Source organism: Pseudomonas borbori (assembly GCF_900115555.1).
Lineage (GTDB): Bacteria > Pseudomonadota > Gammaproteobacteria > Pseudomonadales > Pseudomonadaceae > Aquipseudomonas > Aquipseudomonas borbori.
This window is the reverse complement of sequence record NZ_FOWX01000012.1, coordinates 52,810-69,299: the sequence shown is the minus strand read 5'-3', so window position 1 is coordinate 69,299 and position 16,490 is coordinate 52,810. Positions and strand designations below refer to the sequence as shown.

Genomic DNA, 16,490 nt, shown 5'->3' with positions numbered 1-16,490 from the left:
CCTCAGCCCGCCGCGCGCGATTCATCCAGCTGTAACTCGACACCCAGCTGGCCAGACAGGCAGGGCCAGCGCTTCCAGGCGGCTTCGGTTTGCGGGTCGCTCAGGCGCTCGCGATAGGCGCGTACCGAGGCCTGATCGAAGCTGGCCTCGTCGAGCATGCCATCCACCGCGTGATGCACGGCTTCGTCCAGCTGATTGGCGAAGGGTTCGCCGATCAGCTGATGGGCGATCAGGTTGGCCACCGTGGTGTTCAGCGGAATCAATGGCTGGCCCAGGTGGGTGATGTAGCGGTCGTTGACCTCCTCGACCAGGCGATGGGCCAGGTAGGCCTCGTCGAGCAGGCCGTCGAGGCCGTCATGCCCGCTGATCAGTGCGGGCGGCTGCAGAAAGAACTGCTCGGCGACCTTCAGCACCGGCTTGATCTGCGCCTCGATGCCGGCTTCGCGGGCGACCTGGTTGGCCGCCTCAAGGACATCGGGAACCTGTTCGATATAGGCGCTGACAAAGCGCGTGAGCACCCCGAGGGTGTCGGTGTCGGGCAGGCGGATGGAGGGGTGCAGGTGTTCCAGTTGCGTGGCCAGTTGTGCAGAGAGTTGCTTGCTGCCGGCTTCGTGTCGGTTCGCGTGCTGAATCAGTTCGCGTAATGCGGGGATGTTCATGACTACTCCTGAAGTAAGGACATGGGCGTGAACCATAGCTGCTGGGAGACGATAGCTAAGACGTAATTGTCATATTTCTTTAATGGTTATTCGAGTCCGCTATAACGTTGCCTCGGCGATTATTTTTCGCTCCCCCCCACCGTAGTGTTTAGCACAGGCCTTGCGCGGCATTTGGTCATTTTCGTGTTGACGTTGCCAGGCCGAAGTCGCCGTCTATACTCGAACCCGAAGGGCAGTACTTGGTAACACCGGAAGGGCTTCGGCACGGAGAGGTTTCGACAGTTGTATGGCGCTCGATCCTTTTGCTGCAAGTCCGCCGGCGGGATAACAAGAACGATAAGGGGAACCCGCAATGATGCGACATCCACGCGTTTGGATGAGCCTCCTGCTGTGCTTGGCATTCAGTTCGGCGCACGCCAGCTGGACGGTCAATATGGCGCCCGGAGCTACCGAGGTCAGTCGCTCGGTGTTTGACTTGCACATGACCATTTTCTGGATCTGCGTCGTGATCGGCGTGGTGGTATTCGGCGCGATGTTCTGGTCGATGCTGGTCCACCGCCGCTCGACCGGGCAGCAGCCCGCGCACTTTCACGAAAGCACCACGGTGGAGATCCTCTGGACCGTGGTGCCGCTGGTGATTCTGGTGCTGATGGCCATTCCGGCGACCAAGACCCTGATCGAAATCTACGACAGCTCGGAATCCGAACTGGACATCCAGATCACCGGCTACCAGTGGAAGTGGCACTACAAATACCTGGGCCAGGACGTCGAGTTCTTCAGCAACATGGCCACGCCGAAAGAGCAGATCGACAATCGCGCCGCCAAGGGCGAGCACTATCTGCTCGAGGTCGACGAGCCGCTGGTGGTGCCGGTCGGCACCAAGGTGCGCTTCCTCATCACCGCCGCCGACGTGATCCACTCCTGGTGGGTGCCGGCCCTGGCGGTGAAGAAGGACGCGATTCCCGGCTTCATCAACGAGTCCTGGACCCGCATCGACGAGCCGGGCATTTACCGCGGCCAATGCACCGAGCTGTGCGGCAAGGATCACGGCTTCATGCCGGTGGTGGTCGAGGCCAAGTCGAAAGACGACTTCGCCGCCTGGCTGACCGAGCGCAAACAGCTGGCGGCCGCCGATAAGGAGCTGACCAGCAAGGAATGGACCCTGGATGAGCTGCTGGCTCGCGGCGAGAAGGCCTACAACACCTCCTGCGCGGCCTGCCACCAGCCTACCGGCGAAGGCTTGCCGCCGATGTTCCCGGCGCTCAAGGGCTCGGCCATCGCCACCGGCCCGGCTGCGGAGCATATCGCCATAGTGGTCAACGGCAAGCCGGGCACCTCCATGGCCGCCTTCGGCAAGCAACTCTCGGAAGTCGATCTGGCCGCGATCATCACCTACGAACGCAACGCCTGGGGCAACAAGGTGGGTGACATGGTCACGCCGCAAGAGGTTCTCGCGTTCAAACAGGCTCAGGAGTAAGGGACATGAGTGCAGTGATCGACCACGGTCATACTGACCACCACCATGGCCCGGCCAAGGGCCTGATGCGCTGGGTGCTGACCACCAACCACAAAGACATCGGCACCATGTACCTGTGGTTCAGCTTCGCCATGTTCCTCCTCGGTGGAACCATGGCCATGGTGATTCGCGCCGAGTTGTTCCAGCCGGGTCTGCAGATCGTGCAGCCGGAGTTCTTCAACCAGATGACCACCATGCACGGCCTGATCATGGTCTTCGGCGCGGTGATGCCGGCCTTCGTCGGCCTGGCCAACTGGATGATCCCGCTGATGATCGGCGCGCCGGACATGGCCCTGCCGCGGATGAACAACTTCAGCTTCTGGCTGCTGCCGGCGGCCTTCGGCATGCTGGTCAGCACCCTGTTCATGGAGGGCGGCGGGCCCAACTTCGGCTGGACCTTCTACGCCCCGCTGTCCACCACCTACGCGCCGGAAAGCGTGACCTTCTTCATCTTCGCCGTGCACCTGATGGGCATCAGTTCGATCATGGGGGCGATCAACGTGGTCGCCACCATCCTCAACCTGCGCGCCCCCGGCATGACCCTGATGAAGATGCCGCTGTTCGTCTGGACCTGGCTGATCACCGCCTTCCTGCTGATCGCGGTGATGCCGGTGCTGGCCGGTTGCGTGACCATGATGCTGATGGACATCCACTTCGGCACCAGCTTCTTCAGTGCCGCCGGCGGCGGCGACCCGGTGCTGTTCCAGCACGTGTTCTGGTTCTTCGGCCACCCCGAGGTGTACATCATGATCCTGCCGGCCTTCGGCGCGGTCAGCTCGATCATCCCGGCCTTCGCCCGCAAGCCGCTGTTCGGCTACACCTCGATGGTCTATGCCACGGCGTCGATCGCCTTCCTGTCTTTTATCGTGTGGGCGCACCACATGTTCACCGTCGGCATTCCGCTGACCGGCGAGCTGTTCTTCATGTATGCCACCATGCTGATCGCCGTGCCGACCGGGGTGAAGGTGTTCAACTGGGCCAGCACCATGTGGCAGGGTTCGATGACCTTCGAGACGCCGATGCTGTTCTCGGTGGCCTTCGTCATCCTGTTCACCATCGGCGGTTTCTCCGGCCTGATGCTGGCCATCGCCCCGGCGGACTTCCAGTACCACGACACCTACTTCGTGGTGGCGCACTTCCACTACGTGCTGGTGCCGGGGGCGATCTTCGGCATCTTCGCCTCGGCCTACTACTGGCTGCCGAAGTGGACCGGGCACATGTACGACGAAACCCTCGGCAAGCTGCACTTCTGGATGAGCTTCGTCGGCATGAACCTGGCGTTCTTCCCCATGCACTTCGTCGGCCTGGCCGGCATGCCGCGGCGCATCCCCGACTACAACATGATGTTCGCCAACTTCAACATGGTCTCGAGCATCGGCGCCTTCATGTTCGGCGCGACCCAGTTGCTGTTCCTGTTCATCGTCATCAAGTGCATCCGTGGCGGCCAGCCGGCAGCGGCCAAGCCCTGGGACGGTGCCGAGGGGCTGGAGTGGACGATACCGTCGCCGGCGCCCTACCACACCTTCCAGACCCCGCCGGACGTGAAGTAAGGAGCCGCGGCCATGAGCGAAGCCCTGTCGATTCGCCGCCTGGTTATCCGCCTGTCATTGGTGGTGGTGGCGATGTTCGGCTTCGGTTTCGCCCTGGTGCCGATCTACGACGTGATGTGCCAGGCCTTCGGCATCAACGGCAAGACCGCCGGCGCCTACGAGGCCGGGGAGCAAGGCGTGGACGAAGCGCGCCGGGTGCGTGTGCAGTTTCTCGCGACCAATGCGGCCGATATGGTCTGGGAGTTCCGCCCCATGGCCGATGAGGTGGCGGTGCATCCGGGCGACAGCACGCAGATGGTGTTCGTCGCGCACAACCCCACGGACAGGCCGATGACCGCCCAGGCGATTCCCAGCGTCGCGCCCTCCAAGGCGGCCGCGTATTTCCACAAGACCGAATGCTTTTGCTTTACCCAGCAGGTACTGCAGCCGGGCGAGCGTATCGAAATGCCGGTGCGTTTCATCGTCGACCGGGATCTGCCGGCAGATGTACGCCACCTGACCCTGGCCTACACCCTGTTCGATATCACTGCGAGTAAACCGCCTGTAGCCCAGGTGGGCCAATAACCGGTGGGCCAATAACCGGCGGGCCAATAAGGAGAACAAAGATGGCAGCTCATGAGCAGTACTACGTTCCCGCCCAGAGCAAGTGGCCGATTATCGCCACCCTCGGCTTGCTGATCACGGTCGTCGGGCTCGGCACCTGGTTCAACGACCTCAAGGCCGAGCGGGCCGACTCCAACGGCCCGCTGATCTTCTTCGTCGGCGGCCTGTTCCTCGCCTACATGCTGTTCGGCTGGTTCGGCACCGTGATCAAGGAAAGCCGTTCCGGCCTGTACAGCCCGCAGATGGACCTCTCGTTCCGCTGGGGCATGAGCTGGTTCATCTTCTCCGAGGTGATGTTCTTCGCCGCCTTCTTCGGCGTGCTGTTCTACGTGCGTACCTTCGCCGGGCCCTGGCTGGGTGGCGAGGGCGACAAGGGTATCGCCAACATGCTCTGGCCGGGCTTCGAGTACAGCTGGCCGTTGCTCGACACCCCGGATCCCAAGCTCTACCCGGCGCCCAGCGGGATCATCAGCGCCTGGGGTTTGCCCTTGCTCAACACCGTGCTGTTGGTGAGCTCCAGCTTCACCCTGACCTTTGCCCACCACGCCCTGCGCAAGAACCAGCGCAAGCCGCTGACCCTCTGGCTGGCGCTGACCCTGATCCTTGGCGCGGCGTTCCTGGTGTTCCAGGCCGAAGAGTACATCCATGCCTATACCGAACTGGGCCTGACCCTGGGCTCGGGCATCTATGGCGCGACCTTCTTCATGCTCACCGGTTTTCACGGCGCTCACGTCACCCTGGGGGCGATCATGCTGACGGTGATGCTGGTTCGCGTGATGCGTGGCCACTTCAGCCCTGAGCATCACTTCGGCTTCGAGGCCGCCGCCTGGTACTGGCACTTCGTCGACGTGGTGTGGATCGGCCTGTTCACCTTCGTTTATGTGCTCTGACACTCGCGGCAAAGCTACTTACCAGGTCACCTGGGGCACCAGTTGGCCGCTGTAGAAGCCCCAGGCAATCAGGGCTACAGTCAGGGCGGTGAGCGTGACCCGAACGGTCAGGGAGTTGACCACGCGGGAGGAGCGGCCCTCGTCCTTGACCAGAAAGAACAGGCCGCTGAACAGACTGACCACGGTGGCCAACAGCAAGAGGACGATTGCGACCTTGAGCATGCGTAACTCCGGGGGGAGGGGAATGTCTTGCAGATGCAGTATAACCAGCTTGGCCCGGGCTTCGGCGCGTACGCGATGAGCGCCTTTCGCCCCGGCTGGCTGCCCAGTCTGCTGGTGCTGCTGCTGTTGCCCGGGCTGATCGGCCTGGGTTTCTGGCAACTGGCGCGTGCCGAGGAAAAGCGCCAATTGCTGGCGGCCCATCAGGCTCGGCAACTGGCCGCACCTATCGCTATCGCCGAGCTGGCAAAGCTTGCCGATCCTGCCTATGTACGGGTCCAGCTGCAGGGCTACTTCGATGCGCGGCACAGTTTCCTGCTGGATAACCGCACCCGTGATGGCCAGGCCGGCGTCGAAGTCCTGCAACCCTTCCATGACCAGGCCAGCGGCCAGTGGCTGTTGCTCAATCGCGGCTGGCTGCCCTGGCCGGATCGCCGGATAACCCCGACCTTCGCCACCCCCGACACGCCGCTACGGCTGCAGGCCAGGGTGTACGTACCCCTGGGCGAGGCCCTGCAACTGCAGCAGGGGCCGCAGAGCAGTGCCTGGCCGCGGGTGATAGGCGCGGTCAAGCCGGACGAACTCTGGCGGCAATTGGGTCGCGCGGGCTTGCCGTTCGAGCTGCGGCTGCAGCCCGGCCCCGGGTCGTTGCGGGTCGACTGGCCGGTGGTCGCCATGAGCCCGGACAAGCACCTGGGCTATGCTGTTCAATGGTTCGCTCTGGCAACGGCTTTGCTCGGCCTGTTCGTCTATTTAGGTTTGCACAACGCGCGGGAGACTCGCCATGAACCCAGCCATCACTCTGCCTGACGCGTCAGCCAGCCGCCGTCGCCGTGGGCGCCTGCAGCTAGTCATGATTCTCGCCGTGGTTATCGGCCCGATGATCCTGGCCAGCGCCATGTACCAATGGCGCTTCTGGGTGCCGGAAACCCGCAGCTACCACGGCGAGCTGATCGGCAACGGCCAGACCCGCGCGGATCTCGGCGTGAGCGGCGCGCAGGAAGTGCGCTGGCAGCTGCTGGTGACAGTGGCGGGCGTCTGCGATGCGGACTGCAAGCAACTGGTGTTTCTCGCCCGGCAGATTCATATCGGCCTCAATCGGGATACCGCCCGGGCCTCCCATGCCCTGGCCAGCGCCCAGCCCCTGGCCGATGACTATGACGCGTTGCTGCGTCGCGAATTTCCGCAGTTGAGCCGCTATCGACTGGAGCCCCGGGTCTATGCCGAAAGCGCCGGCAAAGTCGAAGGGGCGCAACTCTGGATAGTCGATCCGCACGGCAATCTGGTGCTGCGTTACGACAGCCGCAGCCAGGGCAAGGCGATTCTCAACGACCTGCGGCATTTGCTGAAGATTTCCCAGATCGGCTGACGCGCAGCAACAAGGAACTTGATGATGGGCAAACCCGGTTATCGCCTGGCCTTGTTCGCCACCCTGCTGGCCGTGGTGGTGGTGCTGCTCGGCGCCTATACCCGATTGACCCACGCGGGGCTGGGTTGCCCCGATTGGCCGGGTTGCTACGGCTTTCTCGCGGTGCCGATGAGCGAGCAGCAGCAGGCGCTGGCCGAGGTGCGCTTCCCCGAGGCGCCGGTGGAGGTGGCCAAGGGCTGGTACGAGATGATCCACCGCTATTTTGCCGGCAGCCTCGGTCTGGTGATCCTGGCCCTGGCGGTACAGGCGCTGCGTCGTCGCGGCGAGCCGGGGCAACCGTTGAAACTGCCGCTGTTGCTGCTCGGGCTGGTGATCCTGCAAGGGGCCTTCGGTATGTGGACGGTCACCCTGAAGCTCTGGCCGCAAGTGGTGACCGGCCATTTGCTCGGTGGTTTTGCCACCCTCAGCCTGCTGTTCCTGTTGTGCCTGCGGTTGCACCCGCGCCTGTCCGGCGCCGCCGCGCCGTTGCCCAGGCCTTCCGCGCGCCTGCGCAGCCTGGCCGCGCTCGGCCTGCTGCTGGTGATCGGCCAGATCGCCCTCGGTGGCTGGGTCAGTAGCAACTATGCGGCGGTCGCCTGCGTGGATCTGCCGACCTGTCACGGCGAATGGTGGCCGGCGATGGATTTCGCCAACGGTTTTCACCTGACCCAGCATATCGGTCCGAACTACCTCGGCGGCCAGCTCGACAGCGCCGCGCGCACGGCCATCCACATGAGCCATCGTCTCGGCGCGCTGGTGGTGGCTCTGGTGCTGCTGCTCCTGGCCTGGCGCCTGCGCCGCGCCGGCTTGTCGCGCCTGGCCGGCTTGCTGCTGCTGGCGCTGGGCGCGCAGATCGGCCTGGGCATCAGCAACGTGGTGTTCCATCTGCCGCTGCTGGTGGCGGTGGCGCATAACGCCGGTGGTGCGCTGTTGCTGCTGACTCTGGTGCTGGTCAACTACCGAGTACGCTCCCCTGTGATCGCGACCTCGACCGCGAAGACCGACACACCGATGGCTCCGCGGCCAACACGGATGACCGCCCGGTCGACCCCACAAGAGCATGGCAGCCTCGAGCTGCCCCGCCCATAACAACAAGGAGAGACCCCATGGCTACTCTACTGCGCGAACATCATGCCCACGCCAGCTGGCGCGACTACCTGGAACTGACCAAGCCCAAGGTGGTGGTGCTGATGCTGATCACCTCGCTGGTCGGCATGTTCCTCGCTACCCGCGCCGGCGTGCCCTGGACGGTGCTGGTGTTCGGCAACCTGGGCATCGGCCTGTGCGCCGGAGGGGCGGCGGCGGTCAATCATGTGGTGGATCGGCGTATCGACTCGATCATGGCGCGCACCCACAAGCGCCCGTTGGCCGAAGGCCGGGTCACCCCGCTGGCGGCGCTGAGTTTCGCCCTGCTGCTGGCGGTGGCCGGCCTCAGCCTGCTGCTGGTCTTCACCAACGAGCTGGCCGCCTGGCTGACCCTGGCCTCGCTGCTCGGCTATGCGGTGATCTATACCGGCTTTCTCAAGCGCGCCACGCCGCAGAACATCGTCATCGGCGGCCTGGCCGGTGCCGCGCCGCCGCTGCTTGGCTGGGTCGCGGTCACCGGCGAGCTGACCGCCGAGCCGCTGCTGCTGGTGCTGATCATCTTCGCCTGGACCCCGCCGCACTTCTGGGCCCTGGCCATTCACCGCAAGGCCGAATACGCCAAAGCCAACATCCCGATGCTGCCGGTGACCCATGGCGAGCATTACACCAAGGTGCACATCCTGCTCTACACCGGCGCGCTGTTCGCCGTCAGCCTGCTGCCCTACGCCATCCACATGAGCGGCCTGCTCTACCTGGTCTGCGCCATCGGCCTGGGCGGGCGCTTCCTGCACTGGGCCTGGGTGCTGTACCGTGACAGCAAACCGCACGCGGCGATCAACACCTTCAAGTACAGTATCTGGTACCTGTTCCTGCTGTTCATCGCCCTGTTGCTCGACCATTACCTGCTGCTCAACCTGTAATCGTTGGTGTCATGACCCGAACCCAGAAAACCGTTTTCATCCTCGTCGCCGTCATCGCCCTGGTCCTCGGCCTCACCGTCAACAAGGTGTTGACCAGCAAGGGTCAGGGTGACCCGACCGCGCTGCTGGATGCCGGCATCGTGCTGCTGCCGCAGAGCCGTGCGCTGCCGGAACTGAGCCTGATCGACCAGAATGGCCAGACGGTGGCGGTCGATCAGCTCAAGGAGCAGTGGAGCCTGCTGTTTTTCGGCTACACCTTCTGTCCGGACATCTGCCCGGCGACCCTCGCCCAACTGCGCCAGCTGCAGGGCCAGTTGCCGGAGCAAACCCGCGCCAACCTGCGGGTGGTGCTGGTCAGCGTCGACCCCAAGCGCGACACCCCGGAGCAGTTGAAGAAATACCTGGCCTACTTCGATGCCGGCTTCATCGGCCTGACCGGTGAGGAAGCCAACCTGCAGAAGTTCGCCAATGCGCTGAGCATTCCCTATATCCCGGCCGATACCAGCCAGGAAAACTACACCGTCGACCACAGCGGCAACCTGGTGATCATCGGCCCGGACGGTACCCAGCGCGGCTTCATCCGCGCGCCGTTGAACAACGCAAAACTGGCGGCGCAGTTGCCGGGGTTGATCAATCCGCTGAAGTGATCGATGGGCTACTTGGCGAACAGTTGGGACCTATCCTTGAACGCCTTGAACTCCAGGGCGTTGCCGCTGGGGTCGAGGAGGAACAGGGTGGCCTGCTCGCCGACCTGGCCCGCGAAGCGCACGTAAGGCTCGATGACGAAGCGGGTGTGCCTGGCCTTTAGCCGCTCGGCCAATTGCTGCCAATCCTGCCAGCCCAGCACCACGCCGAAATGCGGCACCGGCACCTCGTGGCCGTCCACCGGGTTGCTGTGCGCGGCTCTTTGGTAGTCCATCTGCGGCGCCTGGTGGATCACCAACTGGTGGCCGAAGAAGTCGAAGTCCACCCAGTGCTCGCTGCTGCGGCCTTCGGCGCAGCCGAATACCTCGCCGTAGAAGTGCCGGGCCGCAGCCAGGTCGTGGACGGGAATGGCCAGGTGGAAGGGGGCGAGTGCCATGGCGAGACTCCTGATGGTCGATGTCCGGCCAATTCTCAGCAACAGCATTACTGATTGAAAGCGAATATCCTTGTTCGCAAGCACAAACAAAATTGATCAGTCGAGCCCGCTATGTTGCGCGAGTTGAGAACCTTCGTGATGGTCGCCCGCCATGGCACCTTCGCTGCCGCCGGTCAGCAGGTTGGCCTGACCCAGTCGGCGGTCAGCGCGCAGATGCGCGTGTTGGAGCAGAGCCTGGGTGTGCGCCTGTTCGACCGCAGCGGCCGCGCCGCCGTGCTCAATGGCGCCGGCCGGCACGCGCTGCCCCTGGCCGAGCAGATGCTCGCGCTCTATACGCAGATGGCCCTGCCGACCGCCGCGGCCGAGTGGCAGGGCGAGCTGAGGGTCGGCGCCATCGCCAGCCTGCAGACCGGCATGCTGCCCGACGCCCTGCCACGCTTTCGGGCACTGGCGCCGCGGGTCGAACTGAAGCTGGTGCCCGGTGTGTCGCTCGATCTGCTGAGCCGGGTGGATGCCGGCGAACTGGACCTGGCGCTGCTGATCAAGCCGCCGTTCGAGTTGCCCAAGGAACTGCTGCAGATCGGCCTGGCGCGCGAACCTTTCGTCCTGATCACGCCATTGAGCGTTGCCGGCGACGACCCGCTGCAGATCCTCGCCAGGCAGCCGTTCGTGCGTTACGACCGCCGCTCCTTCGGTGGCCGACTGGTCAGCCAGTTCCTCCGCGAGCAGCGCCTGAGCGTGCAGGAGGCGCTGGAGCTGGACGAGCTGGAGGCCATAGTGCGCATGGTCGAGTGCGGCCTCGGCGTCTCGCTGGTCCCGTGCGCCGGCCTGTGGTTGCAGCGGCCGACCCGGCTGCGGGTGCTGGAACTGGGCGAACTGACCTTTCACCGCGAACTGATCGCGCTGCTGCGCCGGGCGCAGCGCCAGCCGGCGCTGGACTGTCTGCTGGAATGCCTGCTGGAAGCTGGTGCGCACGGCGCACCCTACCCAGCACCCTAGGGTGCGCGGGGCCGCCTAGGTCGTGCACACCAGAACGACTTGCCGACAAGAAAAAGCCCGCTACGGGAGCGGGCTCATGTGACTAGCGGAGAAGCGACAGCTTAGAACGCCGGAACTACCGCGCCCTGGTATTTCTCCAGGATGAAGGCTTTGACTTCGGGGCTGTTCAGCGCCTTGGCCAGTTTCTGCATGGCGGCGCTGTCCTGGTTGTCCGGGCGGGCGACCAGGATGTTGACGTAGGGCGAGTCGCTGCCTTCGATGATCAGCGCATCCTCGGTCGGGTTGAGCTTGGCTTCCAGGGCGTAGTTGGTGTTGATCAGTGCCAGGTCGACCTGGCCCAGCACGCGCGCCAGGGTTGCCGCCTCCAGTTCGCGCACCTTGATGGCTTTCGGGTTCTCGGCGATGTCCTTGACGCTCGCGGTGATGCCGGCGTCGTCCTTCAGGCGGATCACCCCGGCCTTCTGCAGCAGCAACAGGGCGCGGCCGCCGTTGGTGGCGTCGTTGGGGATGACCACGTTGGCGCCCTGCGGCAGGTCCTTGAGGTCCTCGATCTTGCTCGAATAGGCACCGAAGGGCTCGACATGCACGCCGGCGACGCTGGTCAGCTCGGTGCCGCGGCTCTGGTTGAACTCGTCGAGGTACGGCTGGTGCTGGAAGAAGTTGGCGTCCAGGCGCTTCTCGGCGACCTGCACGTTGGGCTGCACGTAGTCGGTGAAGACCTTGACGTTCAGCTCGACGCCCTCCTTGGCCAGGGTCGGTTTGACGAACTCGAGGATTTCCGCGTGGGGTACGGCGGTGGCCGCCACGTTCAGGGTTTCGGCCTGGGCGGCGCTGGAAAACGCGGCGACGACGGCGATGGCGCTCAGCAATTTTTTCATCATGAAGCTCCTTGTGGGATGGATGCGGGTTCGGCGGATAGCCGCGATTCGATAAAGCGCAATTATTTACGCGAGAAGTGCACCACCAGCTTGTCGCCGGCGCTTTGCAGAATCTGCACCAGCACCAGCAGCAGGACCACGGTGACCAGCATCACGTCGGGCTGGTAGCGCTGGTAGCCGTAGCGCACCGCCAGGTCGCCGAGGCCGCCGCCGCCGATCAGGCCGCTCATGGCGGTGTAGGACACCAGGGTGATGGCGGTCACCGTCACCGCGGCAAAGATGCCCGGCAGCGCCTCGGGCAGCAGGGCGTTGAGCACGATCTGGCGGGTGCTCGCGCCCATCGCCTGGGTCGCCTCGATGATGCCGCGATCGACTTCGCGCAGCGCGGTTTCCACCAGGCGGGCGAAGAACGGCGTGGCGCCCACCACCAGCGGCGGGATGGCTCCGGCCACGCCCAGCGAGGTGCCGGTGACCAGCACGGTGAAGGGAATCATCACGATCAGCAGGATGACGAAGGGCACCGAGCGCAGGATGTTCACCAGCAGCGACAGTACGCCGTACAGCGCCTTCTGTTCGAACATCTGCCGCGGGCCGGTGAGGAACAGCAGCACGCCCAGGGGCAGGCCGAGCAGTACGGTGAACAGCAGCGAGCCGCCGAGCATGCTCAGGGTATCCAGGCTGGCGTAGCCGATTTCCGCCCAATCGACGTTCGGTAACAGGCGGGTCAGGAGAGCCTCCATCAGCGCAGCACCTCCATGTGCACGTCGGCGGCGGCAAAGCGCGCCAGCGCGGCGTCCAGGTCGCCGCCGGTCAGGGCCAGGGTCAACTGGCCGTAGGGGGTGTCCTTGATGTGGTCGATGCGCCCGGCGAGGATGCTGTAATCCACCCCGGTCTCGCGCGCTACCGTGCCGAGCAGCGGCGCGTAGGTAGCCTGGCCCTGGAAGGTCAGGCGCAGGATGCGCCCTTGCACATGGGCGAAGTCGTCGTGCAGTTCGTCTTCGTCGACCTGTTCGGCTTCCAGGACGAAGCGTTTGCTGGTGGCGTGTTGCGGATGCAGGAAGACCTCGGCCACCGAGCCCTGCTCGACGATCACGCCGGCGTCCATCACCGCCACGCGGTCGCAGATCCGGCGGATCACGTCCATTTCGTGGGTGATCAGCACTATGGTCAGGTTCAGCTCGCGGTTGATCTGCGCCAGCAGTTGCAACACCGAAGCGGTGGTCTGCGGGTCGAGGGCGCTGGTGGCCTCGTCGCACAGCAGGATCTTCGGCTCGGTGGCCAGGGCGCGGGCGATGCCGACCCGCTGCTTCTGCCCGCCGGACAGTTGCGCCGGGTATTTGCCCGCGTGCTCGCTGAGGCCGACCCGCGCCAGCAGCTCGGCCACCCGTGCCTCCATGGCACTGCGCGACAGCAGCCCGGCCAGCTTCAGCGGCAGGGCGACGTTGGCGGCGACGGTCTTCGACGACAGCAGGTTGAAGTGCTGGAAGATCATTCCGACACGCTGGCGGAAGCGCCGCAGGCCCGCCGCGTCCAGCGCGGTGACGTCTTCGCCGTCGATCTCGATGCGCCCGCCGGTGGGTTCCTCCAGACGGTTGATCAGGCGCAGCAGGGTGCTCTTGCCGGCACCGGAATGGCCGATGATGCCGAACACTTCGCCGCGGGCGATCCGCAGGTCGCTCGGCTGCAAGGCGGGGATATCTTGGCCACTGACGCGATACGCCTTGTGAACCTGATGGAAGTTGATCACGCATTAAACCTTTTGGGTTTGTCGAGCTGCCGGGTAGGCACAAAGGCGCCTAGTCTACCCGGCACTGTTTAGGCCGCAAAAATCTTTGTAGGCCTATGGTTATAGCCAAAACGCATGAGTAAATGCAGGGCCTGCAGATGCCGTTGCGGTTAGCGCTGCGGACTGAGCAGCAGTTGCGGGGTCTGCTCGGGCTCGAGTAGCTGTTTCATGGTCGGGCTGAAGTCCGGGTCGAGACGTTCGATCCGGGCCTCGAGCAGTGGGGCGAGCCACAGATAGTCACTGGCCTGGCGGACCTGGATAGCCACCGCGCAGCGGAACCTGACCACATCCGCGGCGACCGCATCGAGCAGACGGTAGAGGCCCTGGTTGTCCCGGCTGTCCAGCATCGGCAGGGCGATCATGCTGCTGGGCGCGGCCGGGTCGATCAGTTGGGCGGGCTGCGCCACCTCCTCGGGCAACTGGATCGCCCTGAGCGCAGCCGCCTGACGCTCGGCGGCCTGGCGCAATTGCCGCACCTGCTCGTCCCGTGCGGCCCGGGCCTGAGCGGCTGCCTGCTCGGCGGCGTTGCTGGCAAGATCCGCTGCAGCCAGTTCGCTTTGCCGGACCTGGGCAATCGCGCCACCCAGTCCGGTGGTCAGTGCGGGTGCCTGCGGCATCAACTGGCGCGCCTGGCTGAGGGCCTTGGTCGCACGGTCCAGATCGCCGGACTGCAGGGCCGTTTGCCCTTGGCGCAGATAGGCCTCGGCCAGCTGGCGCTGATAGACCTCCAGGCGGGCGTCGCCGCTGGCGCGCGATTGCAGGGACTCGAGGTGGCTTTCGGCCTCGCTCAACTGGCCACTGGCCAGGCTCTGTTCGAGCAGGCGAAAGTCGCCGAGCAGCTCGTCGGTGGCCGCGCCGGCTTCTTGTGGCGTGCTCTGGCACGCGGCCAACAGCAGCGAAAAGGCAAGGATGGAAAGACAACGTGAGGCGAACGAGATCATTACTGCGAGTCTCATATCGGGCAAAAAACGGCCAATTCTACACCGCCGGGCCGGGCGCAACCAAACCGTCGTCGACAATTCTGCGCCAGTCCCGTAGCCCAATGAAATCCGCGCTGCGCATTATTCAAACGCAACTCCAGAGGCACGCTGTCTTTTGCCTGTGTGCTACTCGCCACCCACTTCCTCCGCATGCAGCGCACCGGTGTCCGCGGACTCCAACACCACGTAGGCGCTGCTGCAGAACAGCGAGTTGAGGCGTTTCATGTCGCCGATCAGCTCCAGGTGCAGCGAGCTGGTTTCGATGCTTTGCACCACCTGGCGGTGCAGGCGGCCGACGTGGGCGTGGGCCAGGCGGCGCTCCTGGGCGCGGAAGCGGCGCTTCTCGCGCAGCAGCTGGCGAGCGCTCTCGGGATCGCCGGAGAGGAATACCGATAGCCCCAGGCGCAGGTTGACCATCAGCCGCCCGTGCAGGCTGGCCAGTTCCTCCAGGCCGCTTTCGGAGAACGAATGGCGCTGTGCGGTCTTCTGATCCTGCACCTTGCCGAGCATGCGTTCGATGATGTCGCCGGCGCGCTCCAGGTTGACCGCCAGCTCGATGATCTCCGCCCAGCGCCGGCTGTCCTGTTCGCTGAGCGCCTCGCGCGGCACCTGCGCCAGGTAGAGTTTGACCGCGCTGTAGAGCGCATCGACGTCGTCGTCCAGGCGGCGCAACTCCTTGCTCAGCGCCGGCTGGTTGCTGCGCAGCACTTCCAGCAGGTGGCTGAGCATGGTATCGATCAGGTCGCCGATGCGCAGGGTCTCACGCACCGCATTGGCCAGCGCCAGGCTCGGTGTGGCCAGTGCCGTAGCATCGAGGTGGCGCGGGCGGGCCACGCCACTGGTGTCGGGGCGATCCGGCAGCAGCCAGTTGCAGAAGCGCGCCATCGGCCCGACCGTGGGCAGCATCAGCACGCAGCGCAGGCTGTTGTAGAGCAGGTGGAAGCCGATCACCAGCTCCGCCGGCCGCCACTCGAGGCTGTCCAGCCAGCTCACCAGCGGGTTGAGCAGGGGGATCACCACGATCAGGCCGATCAGTTTGTACAGCAGGCTGCCCAGGGCCACCCGCCGTCCCGCCGGGGTCTGCAGGCTGGCGGTGAGGAAGGCCAGCAGGCCGCTGCCGATATTGGCGCCGATCACCAGGCCGATGGCCACCGGCAGGCTGATCAGGCCGGCGCCGGCCAGGGTCGCGGTGAGCAGCACCGCCGCCAGGCTGGAGTAGGAAATCAGGGCGAACAAGGCGCCGATCAGGGCATCCAGCAGCAGGTCGCCGGTCAGCGAGGCGAACAGCACCTTGATTCCGGTTGCCTGGGTGATCGGCGTGGCAGCGGCGACGATCAGTTCCAGCGCCAGGAGCATCAGGCCCAGACCGATACCCACGCGGCCCAGCTGGCCGGCACGGGTTTGCCGGCGGGAGAGGAAGAAGATCACCCCGAGGAAAATCAGCAGCGGCGACAGCCAGCTCAGGTCGAAGGTCAGCACCCGCGCCATCAGCGCCGTGCCGACGTCGGCGCCGAGCATGATCGCCAACGCTGGCGGCAGCGCCATCAAGCCCTGGCCGACGAAGGAGGTGACCAGCAGCGCGGTGGCGTTGCTGCTCTGCACCAGGGCGGTGACGCCGATACCGGCGGCGAAGGCCATCGGCCGCTTGCTGACGTTGTGGCTGAGCACCTGGCGCAGGTGCGAGCCGTACACCCGCAGGATGCCGGTACGAACGATGTGGGTCCCCCAGATCAGCAGGGCGACGGCAGACAGCAGATTGAGCAGGGTGAGCATGACGACGGCCTCCCTGGCGACCGGCCTGTGGTTGTTGGATGCATGAAGCACGGTTTTATCCAGGCCTGCATTTAGCTATAGCCGTAAATGCACTGGGCGTCAGCCGCTTTCTGCAGGTGTCAGATTTCGAGCGTCGCCGCGA

Annotated in this window: 18 protein-coding genes; 10 read left to right on the top strand and 8 right to left on the bottom strand. The window is 64.9% G+C overall.

Annotated features, from left to right (window positions below; all coding sequences use genetic code 11):
- Window positions 1-2 precede the first annotated feature (2 nt).
- Entirely contained in the window at window positions 3-659 is a 657-nt protein-coding gene (locus tag BM315_RS11030) for a hypothetical protein (protein ID WP_090500824.1), read from the bottom strand.
- Window positions 660-1,011: 352 nt separating this feature from the next.
- Here BM315_RS11030 and coxB point away from each other — a divergent pair, with 352 nt between their 5' ends.
- From coxB to BM315_RS11010, 4 genes are read left to right on the top strand one after another with little or no spacing between them, the layout of a single operon-like run.
- Window positions 1,012-2,136 (top strand): cytochrome c oxidase subunit II, encoded by a 1,125-nt coding sequence (gene coxB, locus BM315_RS11025; RefSeq protein ID WP_090500821.1) that lies wholly within the window; start codon window positions 1,012-1,014, stop codon window positions 2,134-2,136.
- Window positions 2,137-2,141: 5 nt separating this feature from the next.
- On the top strand, window positions 2,142-3,725 hold the full coding sequence (gene ctaD, locus BM315_RS11020) for a cytochrome c oxidase subunit I (protein WP_090500819.1): 1,584 nt from the start codon (window positions 2,142-2,144) through the stop codon (window positions 3,723-3,725).
- Window positions 3,726-3,737: 12 nt separating this feature from the next.
- Window positions 3,738-4,289 carry a cytochrome c oxidase assembly protein gene (locus BM315_RS11015; RefSeq protein ID WP_090500817.1) on the top strand — a complete coding sequence of 184 codons (552 nt, stop codon included), beginning with the start codon at window positions 3,738-3,740 and terminating at the stop codon, window positions 4,287-4,289.
- Between the two features lie 41 nt (window positions 4,290-4,330).
- A complete protein-coding gene (locus tag BM315_RS11010; protein ID WP_090500815.1) occupies window positions 4,331-5,218 on the top strand; it encodes a cytochrome c oxidase subunit 3 in 888 nt (295 codons plus the stop codon).
- 18 nt (window positions 5,219-5,236) lie between these two features.
- On the opposite strand, the gene BM315_RS11005 is transcribed toward BM315_RS11010, so the two are convergent.
- Window positions 5,237-5,440: a twin transmembrane helix small protein gene (locus BM315_RS11005; RefSeq protein ID WP_090500813.1), complete on the bottom strand. Its 204-nt coding sequence runs from the start codon at window positions 5,438-5,440 to the stop codon at window positions 5,237-5,239.
- A gap of 75 nt (window positions 5,441-5,515) precedes the next feature.
- On the opposite strand from BM315_RS11005, the gene BM315_RS11000 reads away from it, so the two are divergent.
- The 5 genes from BM315_RS11000 to BM315_RS10980 are packed head-to-tail and all read left to right on the top strand — an operon-like array spanning window position 5,516 to window position 9,498.
- Window positions 5,516-6,247 (top strand): SURF1 family protein, encoded by a 732-nt coding sequence (locus BM315_RS11000; RefSeq protein ID WP_090500973.1) that lies wholly within the window; start codon window positions 5,516-5,518, stop codon window positions 6,245-6,247.
- Complete coding sequence (locus BM315_RS10995) at window positions 6,222-6,806, top strand: hypothetical protein (protein ID WP_090500811.1); 585 nt, start codon at window positions 6,222-6,224, stop codon at window positions 6,804-6,806. The genes BM315_RS11000 and BM315_RS10995 overlap by 26 nt, the downstream gene beginning before the upstream one ends.
- A gap of 21 nt (window positions 6,807-6,827) precedes the next feature.
- On the top strand, window positions 6,828-7,934 hold the full coding sequence (locus BM315_RS10990) for a COX15/CtaA family protein (protein WP_483153964.1): 1,107 nt from the start codon (window positions 6,828-6,830) through the stop codon (window positions 7,932-7,934).
- A gap of 17 nt (window positions 7,935-7,951) precedes the next feature.
- Window positions 7,952-8,851 (top strand): heme o synthase, encoded by a 900-nt coding sequence (cyoE, locus tag BM315_RS10985; protein ID WP_090500806.1) that lies wholly within the window; start codon window positions 7,952-7,954, stop codon window positions 8,849-8,851.
- An 11-nt stretch (window positions 8,852-8,862) separates the two neighbouring features.
- Window positions 8,863-9,498, top strand: coding sequence for an SCO family protein (locus BM315_RS10980; RefSeq protein ID WP_090500804.1), 636 nt, complete (start codon window positions 8,863-8,865; stop codon window positions 9,496-9,498).
- 8 nt (window positions 9,499-9,506) lie between these two features.
- Here the strand turns inward: BM315_RS10980 and BM315_RS10975 are convergent, their stop codons facing one another.
- Entirely contained in the window at window positions 9,507-9,932 is a 426-nt protein-coding gene (locus tag BM315_RS10975; RefSeq protein WP_090500803.1) for a VOC family protein, read from the bottom strand.
- Between the two features lie 111 nt (window positions 9,933-10,043).
- On the opposite strand from BM315_RS10975, the gene BM315_RS10970 reads away from it, so the two are divergent.
- Window positions 10,044-10,931, top strand: a complete 888-nt coding sequence (locus BM315_RS10970) for a LysR family transcriptional regulator (protein ID WP_090500801.1) — start codon at window positions 10,044-10,046, stop codon at window positions 10,929-10,931.
- Between the two features lie 101 nt (window positions 10,932-11,032).
- On the opposite strand, the gene BM315_RS10965 is transcribed toward BM315_RS10970, so the two are convergent.
- From BM315_RS10965 to BM315_RS10945, 5 genes are all read right to left on the bottom strand, one after another.
- Entirely contained in the window at window positions 11,033-11,809 is a 777-nt protein-coding gene (locus BM315_RS10965; RefSeq protein ID WP_090500799.1) for a MetQ/NlpA family ABC transporter substrate-binding protein, read from the bottom strand.
- Window positions 11,810-11,871: 62 nt separating this feature from the next.
- Window positions 11,872-12,549 carry a methionine ABC transporter permease gene (locus BM315_RS10960; protein ID WP_090500797.1) on the bottom strand — a complete coding sequence of 226 codons (678 nt, stop codon included), beginning with the start codon at window positions 12,547-12,549 and terminating at the stop codon, window positions 11,872-11,874.
- Window positions 12,549-13,556: a methionine ABC transporter ATP-binding protein gene (locus BM315_RS10955; RefSeq protein WP_090500795.1), complete on the bottom strand. Its 1,008-nt coding sequence runs from the start codon at window positions 13,554-13,556 to the stop codon at window positions 12,549-12,551. Before BM315_RS10955 ends, BM315_RS10960 begins: the two co-directional genes overlap by 1 nt.
- Window positions 13,557-13,705: 149 nt before the next feature.
- Entirely contained in the window at window positions 13,706-14,536 is an 831-nt protein-coding gene (locus BM315_RS10950; RefSeq protein WP_090500793.1) for a hypothetical protein, read from the bottom strand.
- Between the two features lie 165 nt (window positions 14,537-14,701).
- On the bottom strand, window positions 14,702-16,348 hold the full coding sequence (locus tag BM315_RS10945; protein WP_090500791.1) for a Na/Pi cotransporter family protein: 1,647 nt from the start codon (window positions 16,346-16,348) through the stop codon (window positions 14,702-14,704).
- Window positions 16,349-16,490: the final 142 nt, after the last annotated feature.

Coding starts and splice junctions, on each gene's coding strand:
- BM315_RS10960 (WP_090500797.1), bottom strand. CDS start 12,549: ATGGAGGCTCTCCTGACCCGCCTGTTACCGAACGTCGATTGGGCGGAA.
- cyoE (WP_090500806.1), top strand. CDS start 7,952: ATGGCTACTCTACTGCGCGAACATCATGCCCACGCCAGCTGGCGCGAC.
- ctaD (WP_090500819.1), top strand. CDS start 2,142: ATGAGTGCAGTGATCGACCACGGTCATACTGACCACCACCATGGCCCG.
- BM315_RS11030 (WP_090500824.1), bottom strand. CDS start 659: ATGAACATCCCCGCATTACGCGAACTGATTCAGCACGCGAACCGACAC.
- BM315_RS10945 (WP_090500791.1), bottom strand. CDS start 16,348: ATGCTCACCCTGCTCAATCTGCTGTCTGCCGTCGCCCTGCTGATCTGG.
- coxB (WP_090500821.1), top strand. CDS start 1,012: ATGATGCGACATCCACGCGTTTGGATGAGCCTCCTGCTGTGCTTGGCA.
- BM315_RS10980 (WP_090500804.1), top strand. CDS start 8,863: ATGACCCGAACCCAGAAAACCGTTTTCATCCTCGTCGCCGTCATCGCC.
- BM315_RS10990 (WP_483153964.1), top strand. CDS start 6,828: ATGATGGGCAAACCCGGTTATCGCCTGGCCTTGTTCGCCACCCTGCTG.
- BM315_RS10970 (WP_090500801.1), top strand. CDS start 10,044: ATGTTGCGCGAGTTGAGAACCTTCGTGATGGTCGCCCGCCATGGCACC.
- BM315_RS11015 (WP_090500817.1), top strand. CDS start 3,738: ATGAGCGAAGCCCTGTCGATTCGCCGCCTGGTTATCCGCCTGTCATTG.
- BM315_RS11000 (WP_090500973.1), top strand. CDS start 5,516: ATGAGCGCCTTTCGCCCCGGCTGGCTGCCCAGTCTGCTGGTGCTGCTG.
- BM315_RS11005 (WP_090500813.1), bottom strand. CDS start 5,440: ATGCTCAAGGTCGCAATCGTCCTCTTGCTGTTGGCCACCGTGGTCAGT.
- BM315_RS10995 (WP_090500811.1), top strand. CDS start 6,222: ATGAACCCAGCCATCACTCTGCCTGACGCGTCAGCCAGCCGCCGTCGC.
- BM315_RS10950 (WP_090500793.1), bottom strand. CDS start 14,536: ATGATCTCGTTCGCCTCACGTTGTCTTTCCATCCTTGCCTTTTCGCTG.
- BM315_RS10975 (WP_090500803.1), bottom strand. CDS start 9,932: ATGGCACTCGCCCCCTTCCACCTGGCCATTCCCGTCCACGACCTGGCT.
- BM315_RS11010 (WP_090500815.1), top strand. CDS start 4,331: ATGGCAGCTCATGAGCAGTACTACGTTCCCGCCCAGAGCAAGTGGCCG.
- BM315_RS10965 (WP_090500799.1), bottom strand. CDS start 11,809: ATGAAAAAATTGCTGAGCGCCATCGCCGTCGTCGCCGCGTTTTCCAGC.